This is a genomic window from Phycisphaeraceae bacterium (genome assembly GCA_019636655.1).
Lineage (GTDB): Bacteria > Planctomycetota > Phycisphaerae > Phycisphaerales > UBA1924 > JAHBXB01.
Map to the genome: position 1 here is coordinate 614786 of JAHBXB010000002.1, position 24511 is coordinate 639296.

At 68.2% G+C, this 24511-nt stretch carries 23 protein-coding genes; 9 read left to right on the forward strand and 14 right to left on the reverse strand.

The window, feature by feature from the left end:
* Positions 1–192: 192 nt before the first annotated feature.
* Positions 193–804, reverse strand: coding sequence for a hypothetical protein (locus KF745_08020; protein ID MBX3358359.1), 612 nt, complete (start codon positions 802–804; stop codon positions 193–195).
* A 271-nt stretch (positions 805–1075) separates the two neighbouring features.
* Here KF745_08020 and KF745_08025 point away from each other — a divergent pair, with 271 nt between their 5' ends.
* On the forward strand, positions 1076–1426 hold the full coding sequence (locus KF745_08025) for an MmcQ/YjbR family DNA-binding protein (GenBank protein ID MBX3358360.1): 351 nt from the start codon (positions 1076–1078) through the stop codon (positions 1424–1426).
* Between the two features lie 415 nt (positions 1427–1841).
* Here KF745_08025 and KF745_08030 read toward each other — a convergent pair whose 3' ends face one another.
* From KF745_08030 to KF745_08060, 7 genes are all read right to left on the reverse strand, one after another.
* A complete protein-coding gene (locus KF745_08030; protein ID MBX3358361.1) occupies positions 1842–3701 on the reverse strand; it encodes a TolC family protein in 1860 nt (619 codons plus the stop codon).
* Positions 3702–3746: 45 nt separating this feature from the next.
* Positions 3747–4994, reverse strand: coding sequence for an ABC transporter permease (locus tag KF745_08035; GenBank protein MBX3358362.1), 1248 nt, complete (start codon positions 4992–4994; stop codon positions 3747–3749).
* A complete protein-coding gene (locus KF745_08040; GenBank protein MBX3358363.1) occupies positions 4991–5764 on the reverse strand; it encodes an ABC transporter ATP-binding protein in 774 nt (257 codons plus the stop codon). The genes KF745_08035 and KF745_08040 overlap by 4 nt, the downstream gene beginning before the upstream one ends.
* 10 nt (positions 5765–5774) lie before the next feature.
* A complete protein-coding gene (locus KF745_08045) occupies positions 5775–7103 on the reverse strand; it encodes an efflux RND transporter periplasmic adaptor subunit (GenBank protein MBX3358364.1) in 1329 nt (442 codons plus the stop codon).
* A 184-nt stretch (positions 7104–7287) separates the two neighbouring features.
* Positions 7288–7824, reverse strand: coding sequence for a DinB family protein (locus tag KF745_08050; protein ID MBX3358365.1), 537 nt, complete (start codon positions 7822–7824; stop codon positions 7288–7290).
* A gap of 37 nt (positions 7825–7861) precedes the next feature.
* Positions 7862–8398 carry a cytochrome P460 family protein gene (locus KF745_08055; GenBank protein ID MBX3358366.1) on the reverse strand — a complete coding sequence of 179 codons (537 nt, stop codon included), beginning with the start codon at positions 8396–8398 and terminating at the stop codon, positions 7862–7864.
* Positions 8399–8527: 129 nt separating this feature from the next.
* A complete protein-coding gene (locus tag KF745_08060) occupies positions 8528–10249 on the reverse strand; it encodes a glycine--tRNA ligase (GenBank protein MBX3358367.1) in 1722 nt (573 codons plus the stop codon).
* 116 nt (positions 10250–10365) lie between these two features.
* Between KF745_08060 and KF745_08065 the strand changes: the two genes are divergently transcribed.
* Together KF745_08065 and KF745_08070 are read left to right on the forward strand one after the other, a co-directional pair.
* Positions 10366–11235: a sulfite exporter TauE/SafE family protein gene (locus KF745_08065; GenBank protein MBX3358368.1), complete on the forward strand. Its 870-nt coding sequence runs from the start codon at positions 10366–10368 to the stop codon at positions 11233–11235.
* Positions 11236–11360: 125 nt separating this feature from the next.
* Positions 11361–11693 carry a DUF1634 domain-containing protein gene (locus KF745_08070; GenBank protein ID MBX3358369.1) on the forward strand — a complete coding sequence of 111 codons (333 nt, stop codon included), beginning with the start codon at positions 11361–11363 and terminating at the stop codon, positions 11691–11693.
* A 26-nt stretch (positions 11694–11719) separates the two neighbouring features.
* On the opposite strand, the gene KF745_08075 is transcribed toward KF745_08070, so the two are convergent.
* The 4 genes from KF745_08075 to KF745_08090 form a co-directional block, all read right to left on the reverse strand.
* The gene (locus KF745_08075; protein MBX3358370.1) at positions 11720–13051 is read right to left on the reverse strand and encodes a beta-ketoacyl-[acyl-carrier-protein] synthase family protein; all 1332 of its coding nucleotides are present in this window, start codon (positions 13049–13051) and stop codon (positions 11720–11722) included.
* Positions 13052–13105: 54 nt separating this feature from the next.
* A complete protein-coding gene (locus tag KF745_08080; GenBank protein ID MBX3358371.1) occupies positions 13106–13834 on the reverse strand; it encodes a GxxExxY protein in 729 nt (242 codons plus the stop codon).
* Positions 13835–13937: 103 nt separating this feature from the next.
* Positions 13938–15224 (reverse strand): hypothetical protein, encoded by a 1287-nt coding sequence (locus tag KF745_08085; GenBank protein ID MBX3358372.1) that lies wholly within the window; start codon positions 15222–15224, stop codon positions 13938–13940.
* Between the two features lie 47 nt (positions 15225–15271).
* Positions 15272–15658 carry a PilZ domain-containing protein gene (locus KF745_08090; GenBank protein ID MBX3358373.1) on the reverse strand — a complete coding sequence of 129 codons (387 nt, stop codon included), beginning with the start codon at positions 15656–15658 and terminating at the stop codon, positions 15272–15274.
* Positions 15659–15822: 164 nt separating this feature from the next.
* On the opposite strand from KF745_08090, the gene KF745_08095 reads away from it, so the two are divergent.
* From KF745_08095 to KF745_08120, 6 genes are all read left to right on the forward strand, one after another.
* On the forward strand, positions 15823–16371 hold the full coding sequence (locus KF745_08095) for a hypothetical protein (GenBank protein MBX3358374.1): 549 nt from the start codon (positions 15823–15825) through the stop codon (positions 16369–16371).
* Positions 16372–16394: 23 nt separating this feature from the next.
* Complete coding sequence (rnpA, locus tag KF745_08100) at positions 16395–16826, forward strand: ribonuclease P protein component (protein MBX3358375.1); 432 nt, start codon at positions 16395–16397, stop codon at positions 16824–16826.
* A 5-nt stretch (positions 16827–16831) separates the two neighbouring features.
* Positions 16832–17104 (forward strand): membrane protein insertion efficiency factor YidD, encoded by a 273-nt coding sequence (yidD, locus tag KF745_08105; GenBank protein ID MBX3358376.1) that lies wholly within the window; start codon positions 16832–16834, stop codon positions 17102–17104.
* Positions 17105–17181: 77 nt separating this feature from the next.
* Positions 17182–17814, forward strand: coding sequence for a TetR/AcrR family transcriptional regulator (locus KF745_08110; GenBank protein MBX3358377.1), 633 nt, complete (start codon positions 17182–17184; stop codon positions 17812–17814).
* Positions 17815–17988: 174 nt separating this feature from the next.
* The gene (locus tag KF745_08115) at positions 17989–19395 is read left to right on the forward strand and encodes a trypsin-like peptidase domain-containing protein (GenBank protein MBX3358378.1); all 1407 of its coding nucleotides are present in this window, start codon (positions 17989–17991) and stop codon (positions 19393–19395) included.
* Between the two features lie 90 nt (positions 19396–19485).
* Entirely contained in the window at positions 19486–21819 is a 2334-nt protein-coding gene (locus KF745_08120) for a PDZ domain-containing protein (protein ID MBX3358379.1), read from the forward strand.
* Between the two features lie 9 nt (positions 21820–21828).
* Here the strand turns inward: KF745_08120 and KF745_08125 are convergent, their stop codons facing one another.
* Positions 21829–23532 carry a hypothetical protein gene (locus KF745_08125; protein MBX3358380.1) on the reverse strand — a complete coding sequence of 568 codons (1704 nt, stop codon included), beginning with the start codon at positions 23530–23532 and terminating at the stop codon, positions 21829–21831.
* A 106-nt stretch (positions 23533–23638) separates the two neighbouring features.
* A complete protein-coding gene (locus KF745_08130; protein ID MBX3358381.1) occupies positions 23639–24493 on the reverse strand; it encodes an ATP-binding cassette domain-containing protein in 855 nt (284 codons plus the stop codon).
* Between the last annotated feature and the right edge of the window lie 18 nt (positions 24494–24511).

Genomic DNA, 24511 nt, shown 5'->3' on the forward strand with positions numbered 1-24511 from the left:
GCAGAAACTGAACACTTAGGCGTGTAGCGCGTGAGCCTCCGGGTTTCAGGGCTGCCAAGGCCCGTGAAGCGACCCATTCCGCAGCGGCCCCGCGGTGCCGTTCGATGATGGCGCTGCGCAGTTGGTCGCGGACGCTGTCATGAATACTCAGCCAGCGTGCCCGCCGGCCCGAGATCCTCGTAAATCCATGCATCACCAGCCCTCCGGCGCGGCGAACAGGATGTCCACAGACATCTGGCCGCTCTCATCGGTCGAGTCAATCCACACACCCTGGCCCCAGTCGATGTCGAACTCGAAGTCGTCGGGCTTGGGGGCATCGGGATCGCTAGCCGATTCGGCAGCAGCCGCTCCTCCTCCAACCCCCCCTCCGCCCCCGCCCCCAACAGGAGAGAATCCGTCGTTGTCCAGCTCTCTCGCAGTATCCCCGACCTCTTTGTGCGCTTCCATCGAACGGAGATCGTCTTCGGTGAAGTCGAAGTCATCGTCGTCTTTGAGGCTGTAGCTATAGTCGTCGATTCCATCCTCTTCGTTCATGGCGTGAACCGTCTCGTGGTTCGTCACGTGAATTGCGGAAGATGGGTCGGGGTCTTCGATCATGGCCGGATCGAGTGTGATCAATCCATCGTCGTAATAGCCCGGAACATCGCCGGTGTCACCGGTGTCGACATCTACATCGGTGTCGTAGGCGTACGAATCGAGGGTGCTGTTGGCCAGTTGCTCGAGCGCCTCGAGACGTTCGCTGTAGCTCCACTCGTCCCATCCATCTCGGATGTCCTGTGAGCTATCAACTTCTCGCGGATCCATGGAGCGTCTCCTCCGAATTCTGCATCGCGCAACGGCGTGCTCATACGTATTGTAACAACTTGGTAGCCTGATATGCCATACCTGAGTGCCGATTGGCGTGTCAAGGCGTGTTGTCGCCATAATCAACCGATCCCAATGCTTCTAACTCAAGAAAAGACAACCACCTGCGGCATGATGGATAACCGCACGTGCCAGTCTGCGGGCTGGACACTTCATCCGTTATTCTGATGCGGGCGTGGACGATGAGAATGGGAGAGGAGTGGCTCGCGGTATGAAGTCAGCGGGATTCAGGCGGGTGGCGTTGAGCATGCCGTTTGCCGTAGAGGGGGCGCACATGGGGCATGCGGATTTTCGGGTGGCGGGGAAGGTGTTCGCGTCGTTGCCGCCGCCGGCGAAGGGGCGGGAGAAGGAGGAGCGGGGGATGGTGCGGCTTGGGGTGGCGGAGCAGCGGCGGGTGGTGAAGGAGATGCCGGGGGTGTTTGAGCCCGCGGCGGGGGCGTGGGGGAGGCAGGGGTGCACGTATGTGCGGCTGGGCGGGGTGGATCGGGGGACGCTGGGGCGCGTGATGGAAGCGGCGTGGAGAAGGGTGGCGCCGAAGGAGTTGGTGGAGGGGGTGGAGTAGCGGCGTAGACTCTGGCGAGTTGCTGAAGCTCCGGTAGCTCAGCTGGATAGAGCATCGGTTTCCTGTAGGAACGGGACCCGGCCCAGGAATGGGCCGGTGCCAACCGGGTGAACTCGGGGAAACCCAACCGCGGCCGCCGCGGGGGCAATCCCGAGCCGAGCCGTCGGCGGGGTTGGAGGCGTGAGCGCCTTCAAGCCGGCGGAAGGTGTAGAGACCAGCGGGTGAGTCGCCCCGACGATACTCCCGCACCTGATCGCGGCGTCGCGCCGCGAGAGGGAAGCGCCCGGCACCCGACAGCCGCGGGCCAGCGATGGCTCGCGGGAAGGGTGGTGAGATGGTCCGGCCCGGCGGGGTGACCGCCGGAGGGCTGAAACCGAAGGTCGCGCGTTCGAATCGCGCCCGGAGCGTTTTGCGTTTATGGGGTGGGGGCGGCTGGGGGAGCCGGGGCGTCGGCGGCGGGGGCCGGGCCGGGCGAGGGCGTGGGCTCGGGGGGAGTCGCGGGGGGTTGGAAGGCGGGGAGTTCGGGCGCGATGGTGTTGACGGGGAAGAGGCCGGCGTCGCCGCGGGGCGCGGGCGGATCGGCGATGGCCTGCTCGGCGGGGGTTGGTGGGCCGGAGAGCCAGTCGACGCGGGCCTTGCCGAGGAGGGTGCCGGTGGCGAAGGCGAGGTCGACGAGGCCGATCTGGTAGTCGGTGATGGCGCTGATCTCGGAGAACTGGGCCTCGGCGAGGCGGGTGGCGGCGTCGAGGACGTCGGTGCTGGTGCGGAGGCCGACGTCGTTCTGGCGCTGCTCGGCCTCGAAGGTGCGGGTGGCGGCGAGGGTGGCCTGGCGGGCGGCGAGGATGCGCTGCCAGTTGGCGTTGACCTGGTCGATGGCGTTGAGGACTTCCTGGCGGATGGCCTGCTCGCGGGACTCGCGGGTGCTGAGGCGCTGGAGGCGAGCGAGGATGGCGCGGTCGACGCGGGCCTTGGCGGCCTCGTTGCCGATGGGGATCTCGCCGGCGAGGCCGACGGTCCAGCTCTGGAAATCGACGGAGGTCATCTGGCTGTTGGCGGCGGAGAACGAGGCGCCCAGGCCGGGGATGCGGTAGGTGAAGTCGAGGGTGAAGAGGGGAAGGGCCTGGTTCTGGGTGAAGTCGATGGTGGTGGCGTCGCGGGCGAGCTGGAGTTCGAGTTCGAGCATCTCCATGCGGGTGCCGATGGCGGATTCGCAGAGGGAGACGGGATCGAACTGGTAGTGGATGGGCTCGGGGAGCGTGGCGGGGACGATGACGGTGGCGGACTCGATGGGGAGCCCGGGCATGTTGATGATGCGCTTGGTCTCTCGCTGCTGGGTGAGGACGTTGTTCTCGGCGATGATGATGGAGCCGAGGCGTTCGGCGAGGCCGGACTGGGAGCGGAGGACCTCGACCTCCGGGGTGGCGCCGGCGTCGAAGCGGCGCTTGACGCGATCAAGCTGAGCGGAGGCGAGTTCGTACTGCTGCTGGGTGACGTCGAGCTGCTGGCGGGCGGCGTAGAGGCGCCAGTAGGAGCGGTCGACGGCGGCGAGCTGGCGGATGATCTCGAGCTTGGTGCGGGCCTGGGTGATCTGGTCGTCGTAGGAGGCGATGCGGATGGAGTAGGTGGCGGTCTGGCGGCCGGCGTTGCGGAGCAGGGGCTGGCTGATGGAGAAGAGGGTGTTGGCCTGGTAGGACTTGCTGAGGGTGAGGAAGGGATTGGAGGAGTCGGTGGAGTTCTCCTCGATGCTGACGCTGGCGCGGCCGCCGGAGCGGAGGGGGACATCGACGGCGGCGCCGTAGGAGGTGCTGGTCTCCTCGTTGATGGTGGTGACGTCGAGGGTGGGGTCGTTGCGGTCGCGGTAGGTGACGAAGGGCTTGAAGACGGCCTCGAACTTGGCCTCCTCGGCGCGGAGGGTCTGGCCGGCGAGGCGGGGATCGACGAGGACGACCTTGATTTCGAGGTTGTTCTCGACGGCGGAGGCGCGGGCCTGTTCGAGTGAGATGTCGACCTTCTCGAGACCGGCGAAGCGGTTCTTGTCGAAGCGGCGGGCGATGACGTCTTCGGGCTGCTCGGGGAGCGAGGTGGGCCGGGCGTAGTCCTCGATCTTGAGTCGCTCGATGTTGCGGTAGCGCTGCTCGGGGAGGCGGAGGCCGTAGTCGGAATCGGCGGGGCCGAAGGGGTTGGAGCAGCCGGCGGCGAAGAGAGACGCGGCGGCGAGGAGGGAGGCGGGGGAGCGGCGGCGGGGAGGGCGAGGGACCGAGGTGGGTCGCGTCATGTCTGGGTTCCGGGCTGTCCGTCGGCGCGCCGCCGCGGGCTTGGGTCATTCGTGCCTGAGGGCGGCGATCGGGTCGAGGCGTGCGGCCTTGATGGCGGGGAACATTCCGAAGAGGACGCCGGTGACCACACTGAAGCCGACGGAGAGGACGATGGCCCAGAAGGGGACGACCGCGTTCTCAAGGGGCGAGCCGGGGAGCTTGGTCATGGCGAGGGTGAGGCCCTCGCCGACGAGGAGGCCGATGCCCGCGCCGGCGAGGCAGAGGACGACGGCCTCGACGAGGAACTGCATGAGGATGACGGCGGGGCGGGCGCCCATGGCCTTGCGGAGGCCGATCTCACGAGTGCGCTCGCTGACGGAGACGAGCATGATGTTCATGATTCCGATGCCGCCGACGAGGAGGGAGATAGCGACGATACCGCCGGCGCCGGCGGTGATGGCGGTGGCGACCTTGTTGAACTGATCGATGAACTGCTGGAGAACCTGGACGCGGAAGTTGTCTTCCTCGCCCGGGGGGAGGTTGCGCATGCGGCGGAGCATGAAGCCGACTTCGGCCTTGGCCTCTTCAGCCTTGTCGGGGGAGGAGAGTTCGCCGAGGAGGAAGTTGACGTGGCGGCGGCCGGGGTTGAGGCTCATGGCCATGGAGAGGGGGATGTAGACCTCGGCCTCGGCCTCGCCACCGCCGAACATGGGGCTGATGGTCTTGGTCTCGACGACGCCGACGACCTTGAAACGGCGGCCGCCGATGAGGATGGACTCGCCGACTGGCTCGCGGTCGAGGGTGAGCAGTTCGATGGCCTTGTCGTTGACGAGGCAGACGGAGAGACGCTGCTCCTCGTCGATGCTGGTGAAGCGGCGGCCCTGGGTGACGTAGCGGCTCTCGATGTCGTGCCACTGGGGCCAGATGCCGGTGACCTGAATGCTCTTGAGGAGCTGGTCGTTGTAGGCCAGGTCGTAGGAGCCGAAGAAGAGGGGCGTGAACTTGTCGATGGTGGTGGTGTGCTTGACGATGGCGTCGACCTCGGCCATCACGAGCTCGCTCTTCCACCAGGGGATGCCGCGGCCGCGCTTGCTGCGGGGCATCCAGCCGTCGATGTAGACCTTCTTGGTGCCGAAGGTCTCGAACTCCTTGAGGACGAAGCGCTTGAGGCCGTCGGTGGCGGAGACGGTGCCGATGACGGCGGCGACGCCGATGATGATGCCCAGGGTGGTGAGCAGGGCGCGGACCTTGTTGGCCCAGATCTGGGAGACGGCGAGGAAGACGGTCTGGATGAGGACGCGGAGGATGATCATGCGCTGCCCTCGGCGGGGACGGCGACGGGCTCGGCGGCGCGCTGGGCGGCGTCGAGGGCGCGGTTGAGGTAGTCGCGGTGGATGGGGTCCTCGGCGGTGGGGTAGTCGGAGACGATGAGGCCGTCGCGGAGGCGGACAATGCGGTGGGCGTAGCCGGCGATGTCCTCTTCGTGGGTGACCATGACGATGGTCTGGCCCTCGGCGTGGAGGGCGTTGAAGAGGCCGATGATCTCCTCGCTGGTGCGGGAATCAAGGTTGCCGGTGGGCTCGTCGGCGAGGATGATGCTCGGCTCGTTGACGAGGGCGCGGGCGATGGCGACGCGCTGGCGCTGGCCGCCGGAGAGCTGGTTGGGCTTGTGGCGGACGCGGTCGCCGAGGCCGACGCGTTCGAGGGCGCGGCGGGCGCGCTTGCCCGTGCCCCACCAGAAGCGGCGGGAGTAGATGAGGGGGAGGGCGACGTTCTTGAGGGCCGTGGCGCGGGGGAGCAGCTCGAAGGACTGGAAGACGAAGCCGATCTCCTCGTTGCGGACCTGGGCGAGGGCGGCGGCGCCCATGCGGTGGGTGGGCCGGCCGTTGAGTTCGTAGACGCCGCGGGTGGGCCGGTCGAGGCACCCGAGGATGTTCATCAGGGTGCTCTTGCCCGAGCCCGAGGCGCCCATGATGGCGACGAACTCGTTCTTGCCGATGGTCAGGTCGATGCCGCGGAGCGCGTGGACGCGCTCGACGCCGATCTTGTAGATCTTCTCGACCTGACGGATGTGGATGGTCATGCGGCGGGGATCAGTTCTTGGCGGAGGCGGCGGCCGTAGGCGCGGCCTCGCCGGGCTTGTCGGGCTTCTTCGCGTCGTTCTCGTCGATGACGCGGTCGCCCTGCTTGACGGAGACGAGGGCCTTGTAGGGGCCGGTCACGACGCCCCACCCTTCCTCGAGGCCCGCGACGATGACGGTGTGCGAGAGGTCGCTGGCGCCGGTGATGACGGGGACGGCGACGGCCTTGCGGGTGTTGGGGTCGGTCGCGTCGGGGTCGTCGATGACGCGGTAGACGATGCGGGCGTAGGCCTTGCGCTGGCCGAGCGATGCGTTGGCGTCCTGAGCTTCCTTGGGGAGTTCGTCGACGCGCCGATCGACGACGGCCTGGCTGGGGATGCGGATGACGTCGGCGAGGGTCTCGACCTCGATATCAGTGTTGGCCTGGAGGCCGGAGCGGAGGAGCCGCTCCGGCGGCTTGTCGACGAGGATCTCGACCTCGAAGTAGCCGGACTGGTCCTGGGCGATGAGCCGCTTGAGGCCGACCTTGTCGACCCGGCCGCGGAGTTCCTCGCCGGGGTAGGCGTTGATATAGATGCGCGCGGACTGGTTCTCCTTGACCGGGGCGATGTTGGATTCATCGACGCGGGCCCTAAGGAGCATGACGGAGAGGTCGGCGATCTCCATGATGGAGGTGCCGGCGTTGTTGAAGGTTCCCAGAACGGTCTCGCCGACCTCGGAGTTGAGCTTGACGATGCGGCCGTCCATGGGCGAGGTGATGACGGCGTTGTCGAGGTCCTTGGCGGCGCGGGCGATGTTGGCGCGGGCGACCTCGATGGAGAAGGTGGCGGCGCGGAGGGCGGCGTCGGCCCGCCGGTACTCGGCCTCGGCGCGGTCGAGGTCGGACTTGGAGACATCGCGCGAGCTGAACAGTTCCTTCTGTCGGTCCAGTTCGGCCTTGGCGTTCTCGAACGAGGCGCGGGCGCCCTCGAGGCGGGCCTCGTCGGCCTTGAGTTCGGCCTGGGCGGACTCGAGGCGGGCGGCGAGGTCGACCGAATCGAGGCGGACGATGACGTCGCCCTTCTTGACGGCGTCGCCCTCGCGGAACGGGAGGGCGATGATCTTGGCCGAGACCTGGGCGCTGACGATGACCTTGGTCTTGGGCTCAATGGAGCCGGGGGCGTTGACGGTGCGGACCAGTTCGCCGCGGGCGACCTTCTCGATGCGGACCTGGGTGGCGTTCGCCTTGCCGGAGAACTTGCGGGCGAAGGACTTGCCGAAGTCACTGGTGGCGAGGAAGAAGCCCCCCCCGGCGCAGCCGAGGACACAGACTATGAATATGCCAAGGAGCCACTTCCACACGCGGCAAGTCTCCTGTTCGGGGCCGTAGGCGGGATCACCCGCTCTTCTCTCGCCGCGGCGGGCCGCGGAACGGCGAGTGCCACATTGTTGGGAGTTCGGAAGGTGGGTTTCACCGTATCCCGGGACGCACCACTGTATACCCCGCGGCGGGCGCTGAGGTGCGGAAGTCGGGCCTCCCGCTCGACTAGCGGGGCGCGGGCGGTGCGAGGATCGACAGGTAGGCCCGCCACGGGCCGACCTGGTCGCCGTATTGGAACGCCATTGCTTTACAAACCTGCGCGATGTGGTTCAGGTCGTGGACGACCCAGGTTGCCATGAGTTCTCGCAGGGTGACCGGGCCGAACGCGGGGTGCGTTCCGGGGCGATCGAGGTCGGGCTCGGAGAGCGCCATCTGGGCGAGGGCCGTGAGGCTGGCGCGGCGGGCGTGCGCGAACAGGTCGATGAGTGCGGCGGTGGTGTGGGCGCGGCTGAGTTCGGCGTGGCCGGCGCGATCAAGCGGGTCGAAGGGGCGCGCAGGGCCGTGCTGGAGGATGATCCGGGCGCGGGGGACCCAGTCCGCCTCCTCGCAGTGGATGAGGTGGGCAACGACTTCGTGGGCGCTCCAGGTGCCGGGGCCGTAGGGACTGGTGGTCCACTCATCGGGAACGTCGGCGAGGAGCGCGCGGAGGACCTCGGGGGTGCGGGCCAGGAGTGTCTTGGCGTGATCGAGGCGGTACTGCACTATCGATTGTCCCGCGGCCGCGGTCTCCCGCGCCGCCCTAGCGGGCGTACCGCGTAAATACGTAGTCGCGTGCCTTGACCGCCTGGTGGCAATCAAAGCAGCCCTGGAGTTTCGCCTGGTCGGTCATCGGCTTGCCGTCGTCGAACTGGAAGTAGCCCCACCCGCCGGTCGAGGCGTACCGGGCGGAGTCCTTCACCATGAACTGGATCCCGTTCTTGGGCGGGCCGGCCACGAACGACTGGGGCTTGCCGAAGACCTTGTTGTTCTCCTCCGATGGGAGGCAGGCCCAGGCCAGACGGGCGATGACGGCGCCGTCCGGAAACGGAAGGGTCTGCTCTCTGTAGGCGCTGATCGCCGCGTCGTTCCCCAGGACAGCGCGGATGTCGTCGAGGTCGCCTTCCTCGCGCGCGACGGAGATCAGCCTCCAGTCGCGGTATCCCGGAGGAAGTTGGTGTTCAACGTTCGGGTCGGACCCTGCTCCAGTTAATCCTGGCCCGCCGGCAAACGAGGCAACGATCACGGTCGCCGTGGCGGCCGCAACCATGACCAAAGCGGTGCGCTTCGCGGGGTGCATTCTTCAGACCTGGGGGATGACCTGCTTCGGTCCGTGGCCACGCGGGCGAATGGTACCGTCCTGACCGCATCTGAGGAACACCGCCGAGCCGGGCCGCACTGCGGCCATCATCACACGGCAGCACCGGACTTACCCAAGCCGCTCCGTCAGGTAGTCGTTCACCTTGTCGATCGCGATTCGCGACTGGGCGCCGGTGTCGCGGTCGCGGACGGTGACGGTCTGGTCCTTGAGGGTGTCGCCGTCGACGGTGAAGCAGAAGGGGCAGCCGGCCTCATCCATGCGGGCGTAGCGCTTGCCGATGGACTGCTTGGCGTCGATCTCGATGAAGCCGGTGCGGCCGAACCGGGCGGCGATCGCCGCGTGGAGTTTCTCGCCGACCTCCGGCATGCCGTCCTTGTTGACCAGCGGGAAGACCGCCGCCTTGATCGGGGCGAGGCGCGGGTGGAACTTCATGATCTCCGGGCTGGGGCGGGAGGCGTCCTTGGTGTAGGCCTCGCAGAGGATCGCCAGAACGCCGCGGTCGAGGCCCGCGGCGGGCTCGATGCAGTGCGGGAGATAGCGTTCGCCCTTCTTGGAGCCGTTGGGGAGGGTCTCGCCGCGGTCGGTGTCGAAGTACTCGAGTTTGGCGCCGGAGTGCTGCTGATGCTGGCGGAGGTCGTAGTCGCCGCGGTGGGCGATGCCCTCGAGTTCGCCGAAATCGGGGGCGGTGAAGGGGAAGCGGTACTCGACGTCGCTGGTGCCGACGGAGTAGTGGGAGAGTTCGTCCTTGTCGTGCTCGCGGAGGCGGAGGTTCTCGCCGGCGAGGCCGAGGGACTGCCACCACTCCATGCGGAAGTCGCGCCAGAACTTGTACCAGTCGGCGCTCTCGGTGGGGTGGCAGAAGAACTCGAGTTCGGCCTGGTCGAACTCGCGGGAGCGGAAGGTGAAGTTGCGGGGCGTGACCTCGTTGCGGAAACTGGTGCCGGTGTTGCCGATGCCGAAGGGGACGCGGATGCGGGTGGTGTCGACGACGTTCTTGAACTGGACGAAGATGCCCTGGGCGGTCTCGGGTCGGAGGTAGGCGACGTCGTCCTCGGTCGCGGTGGCGCCGATGTAGGTCTTAAACATGAGGTTGAACTGGCGGGGCTCAATCAGAAATCCCTTCTTTCCCGTAAAGGGAGATGGCACCAGCATTGAATTAGTCTTAAGCTGATCCATTGGTACCGCGCGAATGGTAACGCGTATTGGCTTCCCCTTGAACTCCAATTCGCCATACCAGCCACCACCGTCCTCAACTAGCTTGAGATAAAAAATTGCACCGATACCAATGGCCTTTTGGAGCTTTTTGTCAGACTGCAACTGTTCCACCGCTTCGCCTTCGGTGGATGCGATGATCGTTGCCAGCGGAAGAATGTTGATGTCTGGCCGTGCGAGATTAGCAAAATGCCGAACTGTCTGCGATGTGGCCTCGTCCATTCCTGGCTGTGTGTACACGCCGTACAGCTGATCTGCCCGAAACCTCTGCTTAGTCTCCTTATCATCCACCATCGGGTCATTGAACCCCGCGACGTGCCCACTCGCCGCCCACACCTTGGGGTGCTGGACAATCCGCGTCTCCACCGGCACGCACCGCACCGGCTCGTCGTTGGGCCCCTTGCGCCCCCAGCAGGGCTGCATGATCATGTCCTGCCACCATGCCTCGCGCAGGTTCTTCTTCAGTTGTGCGCCCAGCGGGCCGTAGTCCCAGAAGCCGTTGATGCCGCCGTAGATCTCGCTCGCCTGGTACACGAAGCCGCGGCGCTTGCAGAGCGCCATGATCTCGTCCATCGACTTCCTGGTGCTGGTCTCGGGGGCGGTGGGCTGCTCGGACATCGGCTCGGCTCTCCGGCGGCGCGGCGGGGACTTGGGGGCGCAGGGCCGGCGGCCCCGTCGCGGGCGGGGACTATAGGGGCTCGCGCTCAGCGTCCGTTCGCAGTACCATCCGCGGCGTGACCCTGCTGACGTTCACCCTGATCCTGTTCGTGGGCTCGCTCGCCGCGGGCCTGCTGGGTTCGCTTACCGGCCTGGGCGGGGGCGGGATCATCGTTCCGCTGCTGGTGCTGGGGATGGGGGTGGACCTGCGGTACGCGATCGGGGCGTCGCTCGTCGCGATCGTGGCGACCTCGTCGGGGGCCGCCGCGGCGTACGTGCGCGAGGGGTACACCAACGTGCGGCTGGGGATGCTGCTGGAGATCGCGACCTCGTCGGGGGCGATGGCGGGGGCGCTGCTGAGCGCGCTGATCCCTGGCTCGGCGGTGGCGCTGGTCTTCGGGCTGATGCTGGTGTACACCGCGAAGTCGGCGATGCAGAACCCGCCGCCCGCCAACTCCGACGACCTGCCCGATCCGCTGTCATCACGGCTGCGCCTGGCCTCGACCTACCCGGGGGACGCCGCGGCGGGGGTGGTCGTGGGAGCACGAGGCGAGGGGGGCGTCCCCTACAGCGTGCACCGGGTGCCGCTGGGGTTCCTGATCATGCTGCTGGGCGGGGCGATCTCCGGGCTAACGGGGACCGGGGCGGGTGTCGTGAAGGTGCTGGCAATGGACCGCGTGATGCGCGTGCCGTTCAAGGTCTCGACGACAACGAGCAACTTCATGATCGGCGTGACCGCCGCGACGGGGGCGGGCGTGTACTTCGCGCGGGGCCAAGTGGACCCGCGGCTGTGCGTGCCGATCATTCTGGGCGTCTCGGCGGGGTCGATCATCGGGGCGCGGCTGCTGACGCGGATGAAGACGCGGGCGCTGCGGATCATCTTCGCGATCATCGTGGCGGTCATCGGGGTGCGGATGATCATCGGGGCGCTGGGAGGTGGCTTCTGACCCCCCCCACCCCCCCTCCCCCGCCGCTCGCTTCGTCGCCTTCCGGCCGGCCGCCCGAGGCCGCTGCGTCGCCGCCGTCGTACGCGCCGTCGCCGGGGGATCGCCGGCTTCAGGGGCGCATCAGCGTGCTGCTGACGTCGGGGCTGGTGCTGGCGTGCGCGATCTCGCTGGTCGGCGGCGTGATGCTGCTGGTGCAGGGGCACGGCGAGGTGGTTGAGTTCAAGAGTTTCGAGGCCGAGCCCACGGCGATGCGGTCGATCGGCGGGATCTGGAGCGGCGCGACGTCGCTGGACGGGGGCTCGATCGCGCTGCTGGGGGCGCTGGTGCTGGTCGCGACGCCGATCGCGCGGGTGGCGCTGGCGATGGTCGCGTTCCTGCTGGAGGGGGACCGGCTCTATGTCGTCATCGCCGCGATCGTGCTGGCGCTGCTGCTGACGAGCCTGCTGCTGGGCGTGTGACGCGGGGACGTCGCAGTCGCCGGGCCTCAGGCGCGGAAGCGGCGGACGCAGATGGTGTCGTTCTGCCCGCCGAATCCGAAGGAGTTGCTGAGGCAGACGTCGACGCCGCCGGCGGGGTTGAGGTCGCGTGCGGCGTTGGGGACGTAGTCGAGGTCGCACTCGGGGTCGGGGTTGGCGAGGTTCATGGTGGGCGGGAGCCAGCCGGTGCGGATCGCCATGACGCAGGTGATCAGTTCCACCGCGCCCGCGGCCTGGATGAGGTGGCCGAGCATGCTCTTGACGGAGGAGAAGGGGACGCGCGGGGCGAGATCGCCGAAGACGGCCTTGACGGCGCGGGTCTCGATCTTGTCGTTCTCCTCGGTGCCGGTGCCGTGGGCGGAGATGTAGTGCACGGCGGGGCGGCCGTCGGCCCCGGGCTCGCGCGGGCTGATGCCCGCCGCGCGGAGGGCGTGGAGCATGGAGCCGGTGGCGCCCTTGCCGTCGGGCTGGATGTCGGTGATGCGGAAGGCATCGGCGGTGGAGCCGTAGCCGACGACCTCGCAGAGCGGGGTAGCGCCGCGCGCCAGGGCGTGGTCGAGGTCCTCGAGGATGACCATGCCCGCGCCCTCGCCCATGACAAAGCCGTCGCGCGAGGCATCGAAGGGCCGGGCGGCGTGGGAGGGATCGTCGGTGCGCTTGCTCATCGCGGTGAGCCGGATGAAGCCGGTCATGCCCAGCGGGTGGATCATGGTGTGCGAGCCGCCGGCGAACATCACCTCGGCGTCGCCGTGTCGGATCGTCTCGAACGCCTCGCCCACCGCCTGGGTGCTCGCGGCGCACGCGGTCATGCAGTTGCTCGCGGGCCCGCGGCAGCCGAACTGCTCGGCGACGTGCCCGAGGGTCAGGTTGGGCTCCTGCTCGACCTCGCGCGTCGGGTCCATGCGCTGGTAGCCGGCCTTGGCCCACTTGACGGCGTCGACCCGGCGCGATGCGGGGTCCCAGCCGGCGACGTTGGTGGCGAAGTAGTTGTCGTAGTCGAGCGTCCCCTCGCCCGAGCCCAGGTAGATGCCCAGGCGCCGGCGCTTGAGGGCATCGAACCCGTCGAGCCCGCTGGAGCGCCAGGCCTTGGTCGCCGCGGCGAGGGCGAACTGGGTGCTGGTGCCCACGCCCGCGTGCCGCACGTTGGCCGGGACGAGTTCCTTGAAGCGGAAGTCCTTGACCTCCGCGGCGAAGTTGGTCTTGAACGAATGGGCGTCGAAGCGCGTGACCGGGCCGATGGCGTTCTCGCCCCTAAGCAGGCGGGCCCAGACGGACTCGATGTCGTGGCCCAGGGGCGTGACCCAGCCCATGCCGGTGATGACGACTCGTCGATCGCTCATGGGCCAACTATAGACGGGGGCGTCCGGGGCTCGGACCCGCGGCGGAACCCGCGCTCAGGCCTTGTTCCCCGCATCCGGGTTGAAGACGCCGGGCTCGCCGGGGCCTTCGTCCTCGTACTCGTACTCGCCGTCTTCGCCGTCGTCGTCCTCGTACTCGTCCTCCTGCTCGGCGCGCATCGCGTTGAGCTTGTCGGGGTTGAGCACGCGGACGAGGCCGTCCTTGAGCCTCCGCTCGGCGAAGTTGATGATGAGGCCCAGTTCCATGTCCATCACGCGGAGCAGGGCGCGGAGGGCGGCCCGCTCGGTGCCGCCGATCTCGCCTCGCTGCGACATGAGTTCCACGACGAACCGACCGTCGATGACCAGGTCGGCGACGCGGGTGCCGACTTCGCGGCCCTTGTACATCACCGGCGCCGGGTGCTCGGCGTGGTACTTCACGCCGGCAGCGTCCAGTTCGGCCTTGAGGGCCTGGGTGTAGACGGACTTGTCGAAGCCCGGGCCGAGGCCCTTGTGCACCTCGATCGCGCACCCGATGACCTTTCGGCTGACCTCGGTCAGCGCCGGATCGAGTTCGCTCAGGGGCACGCCCTCGCCGCGGCCGTCGCCCCGCCCTCGCCCGCCGCCGCCGCCCCCCCCATTCCCACCGTACCCGCCGCCCTGGCTGCGGTATCCACCGCCCCCGCCCCCACCACCGCCATAGCCGCCACCATGCCCGCCGTAGCCGCGGCCCCCGCCGCCGTAGTTCCCCCGATCGTCACGATTTCGATTCCGGTCGTTGTACACGCCGCGTACTCCGTCTCTTGAGGGTTGTTGCAAGGCACCGTAGTGAAAGGACTTCCGGCCGGTCAACGGCTCGCCCTTGCGCGCCCGCCGCCGGGGCAGGACACTAGCCCTCAACCGAGCGCAGCACCACCGCCCCGTTCTGCCCGCCCAGCGCGCCGCTGCAGACCAGCACGTGCCGGAGCCGGTCGGAGCGTCCGCCGCCGGGGAGTCGCTGGTGACGCAGGCACAGCGCCGCCACCGCGGCCTGGATCCCGCCCGCGCCCGCCATGCAGTTGCCCACGCTGGGGCAGAGCAGGACCTTCGGCACGCTCGCCGCGCGATCGCCCAGCACCGCGCGGAGGGCGCCCGACTCCGGGCGGTCCATCATCGGGATGCCCGAGCCCAGGGGCACGACGGCGTCGATGTCGGCGCCGGTGATCCCCGCATCCTCGATCGCGTTCTCGATCGCGTAGCGGAAGCCCTCGTCGTTCTCGGCGTCCTGGTAGTCAAAGGTCGAGTGCGAGGCCCCGAAGCCCGCGATCTCCGCGTAGGGCTTCGCGCCGCGCTTCGCGGCGGTCTCCTGCGCTTCGAGCACCAGGATGCCGCCCCCTTCGCCCAGCAGCGTGCCGCGGGCCTCGGGGCTGTAGGGGCGGATGATCCCGTCGGGGGAGGTCGCATCGCCGGTGGCCGCGAGGCGCCCGGCGAGGTCCATCCGCAGGATGCCCATGTGGTTGATCTTCGACTCGGCCCCACCGCTGAAGCACAGGTCCGCCGAGCCGCGCTCGATGATGCGCATCGACTCGCCGATCGACAGCAGGCCGCTGGCCTCGGCGCAGGTGATCGTGTTGCTCGGCCCCTCGGCGCCGTGGATGATCGTCACGTGGCAGGCGAGCATGTTGGGGAGGTACTTGAGCAGCCACAGCGGCGTCAGGTTGTCCATCCCGGCAGCGCCGGCCTCGCCCCCCCACCGCGTCAGGCTCACGGCGCCCTGCTCGTCCAGCGACGACGAGAGCGCGAGGGTCAGTTCGTCGGTTTCCGCGGCGATCAGCCCGGCGCCGATGTGGCAGCCCATCCGCTCGCTGGGGTAGGTCCACGGGTCCGTCGAGCCCTCCGGCAGCGAGCCGCGGGTGAGCAGCCGGGCGTCCTCCACGGCGCACTTGGCCGCGGCGACGGCCAGTTCGATGTCGCGGGCCATGACCTTGACGGCCTTGCGGTAACTCTTGGGGACGAAGTCCTTGGCGGAGAAGTCCTTGAGTTCCGCCGCGAGGCGCGAGCGGAAGCCCGAGGCATCCAGGCGGGTGATGGGGCCGATTGCCGAGCGGCCGGCGAGCAGACCCTCCCACAGAGGGCCGGCGCCGATGCCAAGCCCGCTGACGGTACCAAGGCCGGTAATGACCACGCGTCGTCGCATCAGGGCGGATGGTAGGGACGCGGCGGGACGATGGGGCGCCGAGCGGCCTAACTCGCCCGGGCGAGCTCGACCCGCACGACGTGCCGGGCCAGGAGCAGGCCCAGCGTCTCGGCGTCGGCGGCGGTCAGGCCGACGAAGCGGACGCCGGCGATGTGCCGGAACCACCCCGTGCGGCGGGACCAGACGCCGGTCACCCGCAGCCTCAGGGAGAAGGGCGCGGCCGAGAGGGTGATCGTCCTGGATCGCCCGGGACGCCAGCGGCGGGAGGTCTCCAGGCGCATCCCGGTCTGCGAGAAGTCGATCACCCGCCCGAGGGAGCAGGCCAGGCCCGAGACCGCCGCCCGGGAGGCCTCGCGCGAGTCCTCCCGCGGGTCGGGACGGATCAACTGAATGAACTGTCGCACCGGCTCAACCACGCCCATGACATCGTCCATCCCCGGTGAAGGGAGCAGCCGTGACGTAACCGATTCGGGGCGGTCCCCAGCCCCCTCTGGCGTAGCCGTCAGAGTTTCACATCCTTTCTCGGCGTCCACCCGACTTTCGCTCCAGAAGCGAGTTTCACCACTTCCCGGGCCCGGACCGATAAAGAAAGCCGCACATGTCCGCCTTCTCCTCCAGCCCGGCCGGTCCGACCCATGGCTCCGCGCGCGCGCAGCCGCTGATCCGGTTCGACGCCGGGTGGCTGTTCCTGATCGCCGGCCTGTGCATCCTCGGGGCCACGGTGCTGATCCCGGCCTTCGACGACCTCGCGGAAGCCCGATGGCAGCGTGACCGGGCCATCGCCATCGAGGAGCACCGCCTGCAGCGCCTGGAGCGGTACGGCCAGTACCTCGACGCCGTGCAACGCGGCGAGGAATCCGTGGTGCTGGCGCTCGCCGCGGAGCAGTTGAACAAGGTGCCGGCGGGGTGGCGGCCGCTGCTGCCGGTGGTGGAGCCGGGGCTGCGCGGGGCGTCGGTGTTCCCGGCCCTCGAGCCGCCGGCGCTGCGGATCCCGGCCCGCGAACGGTCGGAATCGACGCTGGCCAAGCTGGCGATGGGGGATCGGTCGCGCCTGTGGCTGTTGATCGGCGGGGGCGTCTGCGTGCTGATCGGCCTGCTCCCCCCATCCTCTCGCCCCGCCTCCCCGCACGGTCGAGCGGGTCAGTGAGCGGCCCGACCTACTGTTGAAACATGCCAACCGGCGGCGCCTCTTCCGCGGCCCAAGCCTCCGGCCGGAGCCTCTTCCGCCGCCGGCACCGGCTGACCCACGCCCACGAGTTTCAGGCGGTGTTCGATGCCAAGGTGCGGAAGGTCGCCGGGCCACTGGTGGTCTTTGCCAAGCCCAACGATCTGCCCCACTGCCGGCTGGGGCTCTCGGTGGGCCGGGTGGCGGGGAACGCGGTCAGCAGGAACCGGATCAAGCGGCTGGTGCGAGAGGCGTTCCGGCTGGACCACACCGGCTGGCCGGGGCCGTTTGATGTGGTTGTGAATGTGCGGGCCAACGCCCGGGCGATGCCGCTGGAGGAGGTGCGGGCGGCGTTATCGGACCTGCTGTCGCAACTCGATCGCGAGTGGGCCCGGCGCCAGCGCCGGGCGGAGCAGCGCGAGGGGGGCACCGGGTGATCGCCATGCTGGCAGGCTGGATTCGGGGTGCGGTGGTCGCCGCGCTGGTCCTGCTGGTGCGGATCTACCAGGCAACGCTCGGGCCGTTCCTGGGGGGCCGGTGCCGGTTTGTCCCCTCGTGCAGTGAGTATGCGATCGAGGCGATTCGCGAGCGGGGGCCGGTGGTTGGGGCATACCTCGCGGCCCGGCGGCTGCTGCGGTGCCACCCATTTGGGGGATCCGGATTCGACCCGGTGCCGCTTGCGCAGCACCGGTGCCGAGCAACCGAGGTCAAGTGAGTGTAAACTAAGTTAGTGGCTATCGGGAACGACCGATGGTGGGGTGCGCGTTTGTCTCATAGAAGGAGGGCGCGGCGATGAGCAGGCTGCCGGCGGCCAAACGAAGGGAGCAGCTCCTCGATACCGCCGCGAGGCTGTTCGCGAAGTTCGGCTACGCCGGGGCGACGACCGCGCAGATCGCCCGGGACGCGGGGATCACCGAGCCGATCATCTATAGGCACTTTGACTCGAAGCGAGACCTGTTCATCGCGCTGATCGAGCGCACGGGCGACGACACGATCCGCCTGTGGGAGCACGAACTGAGTACCGCGCCCGACCCGGCGGAGCGGCTCAAGCGGCTGATCGGGGCGAACCCGATGGTCTCGACGCGGCACGAGCCGCCGTCGCCCGGGAGGGCCCTGTACCGGGTGATCATCCAGGCGATGACCGAGGTGGAGGACCCGCAGATCCTGGCGGCGCTGTCGAGCCACATGCGGAAGCTGCACGCCTTCCTGACCGGCGAGGTTCGGCGCGCCCAGGAGGGCGGGCAGGTGTCGCGCCGGTTCAGCCCGGAGGTCACCGCGTGGGCGTTGATCCACATGGGGCTTGGGTACGGCACGCTGGCGGTCCTGGAGATCCCGGGGCACGGGACGGACCAGTCGGGCGTGCACGTGTCGGACCTGATCGGCGAGTTGATGCTGGGGGAGCGGTACCGCAAGCCGGCGGAATAGTCCGTGCAGCGCGGCGACCCGGCGGGTTCTTGCGAATCTCCGAATCTCTCGCGACCGAGTTCGGACTGTTACCTGTATACTCGACGCCGCGCGAACCAACATTGGCGTTGGTTCGGTGGAAGTGGCTCCGGCCTCCTGGTCCGGCGCGGACGAAAACTGAAAAGGAGTGGCGCCGTGCTCCATCGAACGCATATAGCCCTTGGGGTCGCCTTTGCGCTCGGTGCCGCGACCGGGGGGGTGGCGCAGCCTGTTCACGACAGCGGCGGGGCGGCCTCATCAGCCCTTCATGGGAGCGGGCAGCTTGACTTCCGGCAGGTTGTCCAGCAGGGCAAGTCGCGGGTGTTCCCCGCGGTGGTGTTCATCAAGTGTGTCCGCGAGAACAACATGGGCGGGGAGAAGAAGTCCGCGGAGGTCTCAGGCTCGGGCGTGCTGATCTCTCCGGAGGGGGAGGTGCTGACGAACTGGCATGTCATCGACAAGGCCGAGTCGGTCCGGTGCCTGCTGTCGGACGGGCGGCACTTCCCGGCGAAGGTGCTCGGCTCGGACAAGGACACGGATCTGGCGCTCATCGCGCTGCAGACCGACGCAGGAACCGGCTCGCTGCCGTACGCATCGCTGGGGGATTCGACGGTGATAAAGGAGGGAGATTTCGTGATGGCGATGGGGGCGCCGTGGGGGCTCAACCGATCGGTCTCGATCGGCATCATCTCGTGCGCCCGCCGCTTCCTCCCCGAGGTCAGCGAGTACAGCCTGTGGTTCCAGACCGATGCGGCGATCAATCCCGGGAACTCGGGCGGTCCGATGGTGAACACCGCTGGAGAGGTCGTCGGCATCAACTCGCGGGGTATGTCGGGCTGGGCCGAGGGGATGGGGTTCGCGATCCCGTCGGAGACCGTGAAGTACATGGTGCCGCAGCTGCGCGAGCACGGGCACGTGGACTGGACGTGGTTCGGGCTGCAGCTCCAGCCGCTGCGGGATTTCAACCGTGACATGTACTTCGAGGGGGTGGATGGCGTGATCGTGGCGGAGACCGATCCGGACAGCCCCGCGAGGTCGGCGGGTTTGCAACCGCGAGACCGCCTGCTGGCGGTGAACGGGACCCCGCTCAACGGCGTGACCGAAGAGGACCTGCCAGCGATCCGACGCACGCTCGGCCTGCTGGCCAAGGGCGAACCGGCGACGTTCGCCGTGCGGCGGGGCACGGAATCGCTGTCGTTCTCGATCGTGCCGAGGGAGAAGGGGAAGGTTGAAGGGGAGGAACTTGCCTGCAAGCGGTGGGATCTGACCGCCAAGTCGATCAACCAGTTCGACAATCCCGAGTTGTACTTCCATCGGCAGACGGGCGTCTTTATCTATGCCGTGAAGTACCCGGGCAACGCGTCGTCCGGCGGGCTCAGGACGAATGACATCCTGCTCAAGATCGAGGGGAAAGACGTCGAGTCGCTGGCCGACGTCGAGGCGATCCACAAGGAGTCGCTCGCTTCAATCGAAAAGAAGAGCCGGGTGGTCTTTTCTGTGCTGCGGGGCGGGCTGATGCGCCAGGTGGTTGTCGACTGCACTAGGGACTACTCGAAGGAGTAGCCTTGCCTCTCTCGTCCGCGTTGGAGTTGCCAGGAGCCCGATGGAACGCCAGCCGCGCGGGACCGCGCAGCGACCAATGGAGGTTCGACGATGCGCCGATGGACACTTGTGCTCGTGCTCGCGGTCCTGACCTGCATGACAACGCCGGCACTGCGTGCGGCAGCGCGTGGCGACGACGACTCGCCCAAGGCGCGAGCGTTGGCGGAGGTCGGGGCGAGCCTCGCACCCTCGCTGGTCCAAGTCGAGATCACCGGCCAGTACGACAAGGGGGAGGCCCCGGGCCAGGACCGGATGGCGATGTGGCGCGCGTATTACAGCGCGATCGATTCCAGCGGCGGAGTCTCGGAATCAAATGAACTGTGGGAGGAGTTGATCAAGCAGGAGCGGCCGCGGTCCCAGTGCGGCTACCTCGTGTCGCCGACACGGGTGTACACCTCGGACCCGATGTTGGACCCTCGCTTCATCAAGAGCATCCAGGTTCGGTTTGGGGATCGGGTGGTGGACGCGAAGCCCGCCGCGTACCCGTTGCTGGAGCACGGACTGTTCCTCGATCTGGCCGAGCCGCTTCCCGACACGAAGCCCCTGGTGTTCGACCCGTCGAAGCCGGGGCCGTACTACACCGTGTCGTACGGACGGAGCGGGGGCATCTGGGCCACGCGGGTGAACGGGCTGCGCGCGGGGGTGCTCCTGACCGACGACGGGCGGCGGCTCGTGCCGAACCCGATCGAGACGCTCGTAGTAAGCAAGGACGGGGTACCGGTCGCTCTGACGGGCTCCGGCGGGCTGGACGTCGACGACGCGTGGAAAGTCGATCCGTCCCAGTGGAAGGCCGAGACGTCGGCGGGCATGGATTCGGCGATCGAGCGGGTCAGGGCCGCCTCAGCTCGCGGCGTCCTTCGCGCCCAGCTTCTCTTCCGCAGCCCGCGTGTGGCTGACGGAGAGGCCTCCCGGTACGGCCGCTACATGCCACGGGGAGACGAGAGCGAGACGATGACGGAGTGGAACGGCTCGGCCGTTCTCGTGAACGACACAACCGTGCTGGTGCTTGCGAGCCTCAAGCCGAAGGTGACGGCGAGGCTGGAGAAGATCCGCCTGTTCACCGCCGACGGGCAGGAACTCGCGGCGACGTTCTCGGGCTCGTTGAAGGACTGGGGCGCCATCGTCGCGACGCTCGGTGCGCCGACAGCGGGCGCGGTCACCTTCTCGACGGCGCCGATCCGGCAGATCGAGGACCGGCTCCTGATCAAGTCCGAGGTGGCCGTCAAGGGGGAGACGCGGATCGAGCATCTCTGGCGGGACCGGATCGACGGGTTCTTCACCGGCCATCGGGGCGATGTGTTCCCCAACATGTCAGGATCGCGCGAGTCGATGAGCAGTTACTACGGTCGCGGTGATACGAACCCGGCCCTGAACTTCCTGTACACGCTCGATGGGTCGCTCGTGGGCGTGCCGATGGAGCGCCGAGAACGGGTCGCCGCGGATGACCAGTATTCACGCGGGTACTCCCTCGGCTCCTCGCTTCCGACGCTGATCGTGCCTGCGGCGCAGGTTACGGCCGTGCTCGATGCGGGGAGCGCGAGCATCGACCAGGACAACCGGCCGCTGAGCGAAGAGCAGGAGAAGCGGCTCGCGTGGCTGGGTATAGAAATGCAGGGGATGGACCCGGAACTGGCTCGCGCGAACGGTGTGACTGAGCAGACCAACGGCGGGCGGTCGGGCGGCATGGTGACCTTTGTCTACGAGGGATCGCCCGCGGCGGCGGCGGGGATTGAAGTGGGCACGATCCTGCTCCGGCTGCACATCGAGGGGCAGCCCAAGCCTCTGGAAGTCTCGGTGACGGAGAACCCGCTGGGCGCCATGGGCGACCAGTTCTGGCAGTACCTCGATCGCGTGCCGGAGGAGTACTTCGACAGCATGCCCCAGCCGTGGGGCAACGCGGAGACGCCGCTGACCCGGGCCCTGACCGACATCGGCTTCGGGACTCCGTTCACGGCGGATGTCTTCCGCGACGGGAAGGTCGAGCAGGTCGGCTTCACGGTCACGGAAGGGCCGTCGTACTACGGCTCGGCGGCCCGCATCAAGTCCGAAGAACTGGGGCTGTCGGCGCGGGACCTGACCTACGAGGTGCGCCGCTACTTCCAGATCAAGCCCGATGAGCCCGGCGTCATCGTGGCCAAGGTCGAGGGCGGCACGAAGGCCGCCGTGGCGGGTATCAAGCCCTACGAAATCATCAGGTCGATCAATGATGAACCGATCCGCAACGTCGGCGATCTGGAGGCCGCCATCAAGAAGGGCGGCGAACTGCGTATCGCGGTGAAGCGGATGACCAAGGGCCGGACCGTCAAGATCACGCTCGGCGCCAAGGACAAGGAACCGATCCGGGACACCGACGATGAGCCCGCGCCCGCCAACGCCGGCAACTGAGCGACGAGGCTACGGACAGCCGAGCGCGAGCACCCATGACCGCACCATCAAGGCGATGTCGGCCGGGTCGACGGCGCCATTGCGGTCGGCATCGGCGACCAGCGTTCCGTCGTTGAGGTCCCGGAGCCAGGCAACGATGAACGCGGCGAGGTCGGCCGGGGTGACCTCGCCGTCCTGGCTCGCGTCGGCACGGGCGAGGAGGCCCGCGGCGATATCGCAGTCATCGGGGATGCCGTTGCCGTTGCAGTCCCGGGCGGCGCCGGAGGCGATCTCGGAGTCGTCGGGCTGGCCGTTGGCGTTGCAGTCGTCGGGGCCGATGCGGGCGAAGTAGACGTCCTGCTCGCCGTTGTAGGTGGCGCAGAACGCAAGAGAGGCGCCGAGCAGGTCGGACTCCATGTCGAAGTAGTCGCCCATCTTGTTCTGATTGGGCCAGCCGACGTGGGAGTTGAACTCGACACCGAAGGGCCGCTCGGCGGACCATGTGTCGCCGCCGTCGGGGGAACTTCGGTAGCACATCGTGCCGCGGTTCGCGGTCTGGCTTGCGCGGGTGTCGATCCAGACGACGTCGAGCCGGCCGTCGGGGGCGACGGCGAGCGTCGCCATCCACTGCCAGGCGTTGGGGCCCGGCGGGTCGGTGTTCACGCGGATGGGGGGCGACCAGGTCTGGCCGTTGTCGGTGGAGCGGGAGAGCATGACATCGAGCGGGTCGACGCCGGGTGGGTCGACATTGGCGAGTAGGTAGATCCAGCCGCGGCGGAGGCCGTTGGAGTGGTCGATCGCGAGGTTGATCTGGCCAGGGAGGCCGCCGGGGTTGGGGCTCACGGAAAGCACCGCGTCGCCGCCCATGGGCACTGTGGCTACAAAGGAGAACGCGGGCGCCTGCTGAGCAATGCCGGCGTTGGCCGACCGGGCAACAAAGAAGAGACTGGTGCGCGAACTGTTGGGGATTCCCGCAACGAGCACCGATCCATCCGGGGCGACAGCGACCTGACCAAAGACGGGGCTCAGGGGAATCGGGGCCAGGTCGGTCCAGGTGACGCCGTTGTTGAAACATCGGTTGAAGGTGTTGGGGGCGTAGGGGTTCGCGGCAATGTTCCAAGCCTGGTAGATCGCGCCGCGGGCGGGCCCGGTGGTACGGTCAACGGCCATCCAGGCCTTATCGCCGCCGTAAGCGAGATAAGGGCCGCCGGCCCACGACTGGCCGGCGTTGTTCGACACGAAGATGTCGCAGCGGTAAGGTCCGCCGCCGGCGTAGAGCAGGTTCCAGAAGAGCACGCCGTCGGCGTTGAACCGCATGACCGGATCGGTCCGGAAGACTCCGGGCTGGATGGTGCGCGCCCGCCATGTCCGGCCGCCGTCGAGCGAGTGACCCCAGCCGCCCTGGCGGAAGTTGCTGGTGATGGTGTCGAACTGCCGCCATCCAATGACGACGCGGTTCGGGGCGGTGGGGTCGACGGCGATCGTCGGCTCGTTCGCCGCGTCACCAACCGTGTTCAGGCCAAGAGACGTGACGTTGACCTGGTGGATGCGGACCGAGGGACCGGGGCCGCGGAGGCCGTCGGCGATGGCGGGAACAGAGAGGATAAGGGGGCCGGGCTTGCCCGGCGGATCGTCCGCCCGCTCGCGAGCGATCTGCTGGGCCATGGCGGGCAGCGCGGCGCCAGCGATGATGATGCCGGCAACACACGGGCGACGACACAGAGCGGTGTTCATTGGTGCATTCATCATGCCATCGCCCGACTGGCTATGCAAACTCATGTTGTATTGTTGCTCGCGGGTCATGCCCGGCGGGCACCCGCCCGGCGAGGCCTGGGCGTCCCTACCACTGGCCGTCGCGAGCGTGCAGGACCGGCATCGCCTGGAGGTACTCGCGTGCCGCCTTGGAATCGGCCTCCAGGAACTGCTCGTAGGGCCCGTCAAAGCAGACGGTGCCGCCGTCGAGCATGACGACCCGGGGCGCGAGCCGGCGGAGCAGGTCGCGGTCGTGGGTGACGATGATGGAGGTGCGCCGGTCGGCGCCGTCGGGGGCGGGGTTCTCCACCTTGCGGTGGTGGAAGTTCCAGATCAACTCGTGGATGTGGCCACCGATGATGGGGTCGAGACCGGTGGTGGGTTCGTCGTAGAAGACCACGACCGGGTCGATGGCGATGGCACGGGCGATCGCGACCCGCTTGGCCATGCCGCCGGAGAGTTCCTCACGCGACTTGTTCATCACGTCCTCGGGGTCGAGGGCCGCGGCAGAGATGGCCTCGACCGCCCGCGAGCGGATCGTCTCTTCGGAGAGTTCGGTGTGCTCGCGGAGCCAGAGCGCGATGTTGTCGTAGACCGAGCCGGAGAAGAGGGCGTTCTTCTGGAAGACCACGGACCAGTGGAGGCGGATGGCGTCCATCGTGTCGGCATCGGCTTCGGCGATGTTGACCATCCGGCCGTCGGGCTGGTCGTGGTCGGTGACCTCGACGGTGCCGCTGGAGGCCAGGAGCAGGCCGTTGAGGTGGTCCAGGAGGACGGTCTTGCCGCCGCCGGAGGCGCCGACGATCGCGATGATCTCGCCGGAGCGGATCTCGAAACTGATGCCCCGGAGGACCTCGTGGTCGTTGAAACTCTTGTGGAGCTTCTGCACCCGGATCTCCACTGGTAAAATGGCCTGCCCGGGCGCTGGCTCGGCGTTGCTCATGGCTCAGAATAGCGGGTA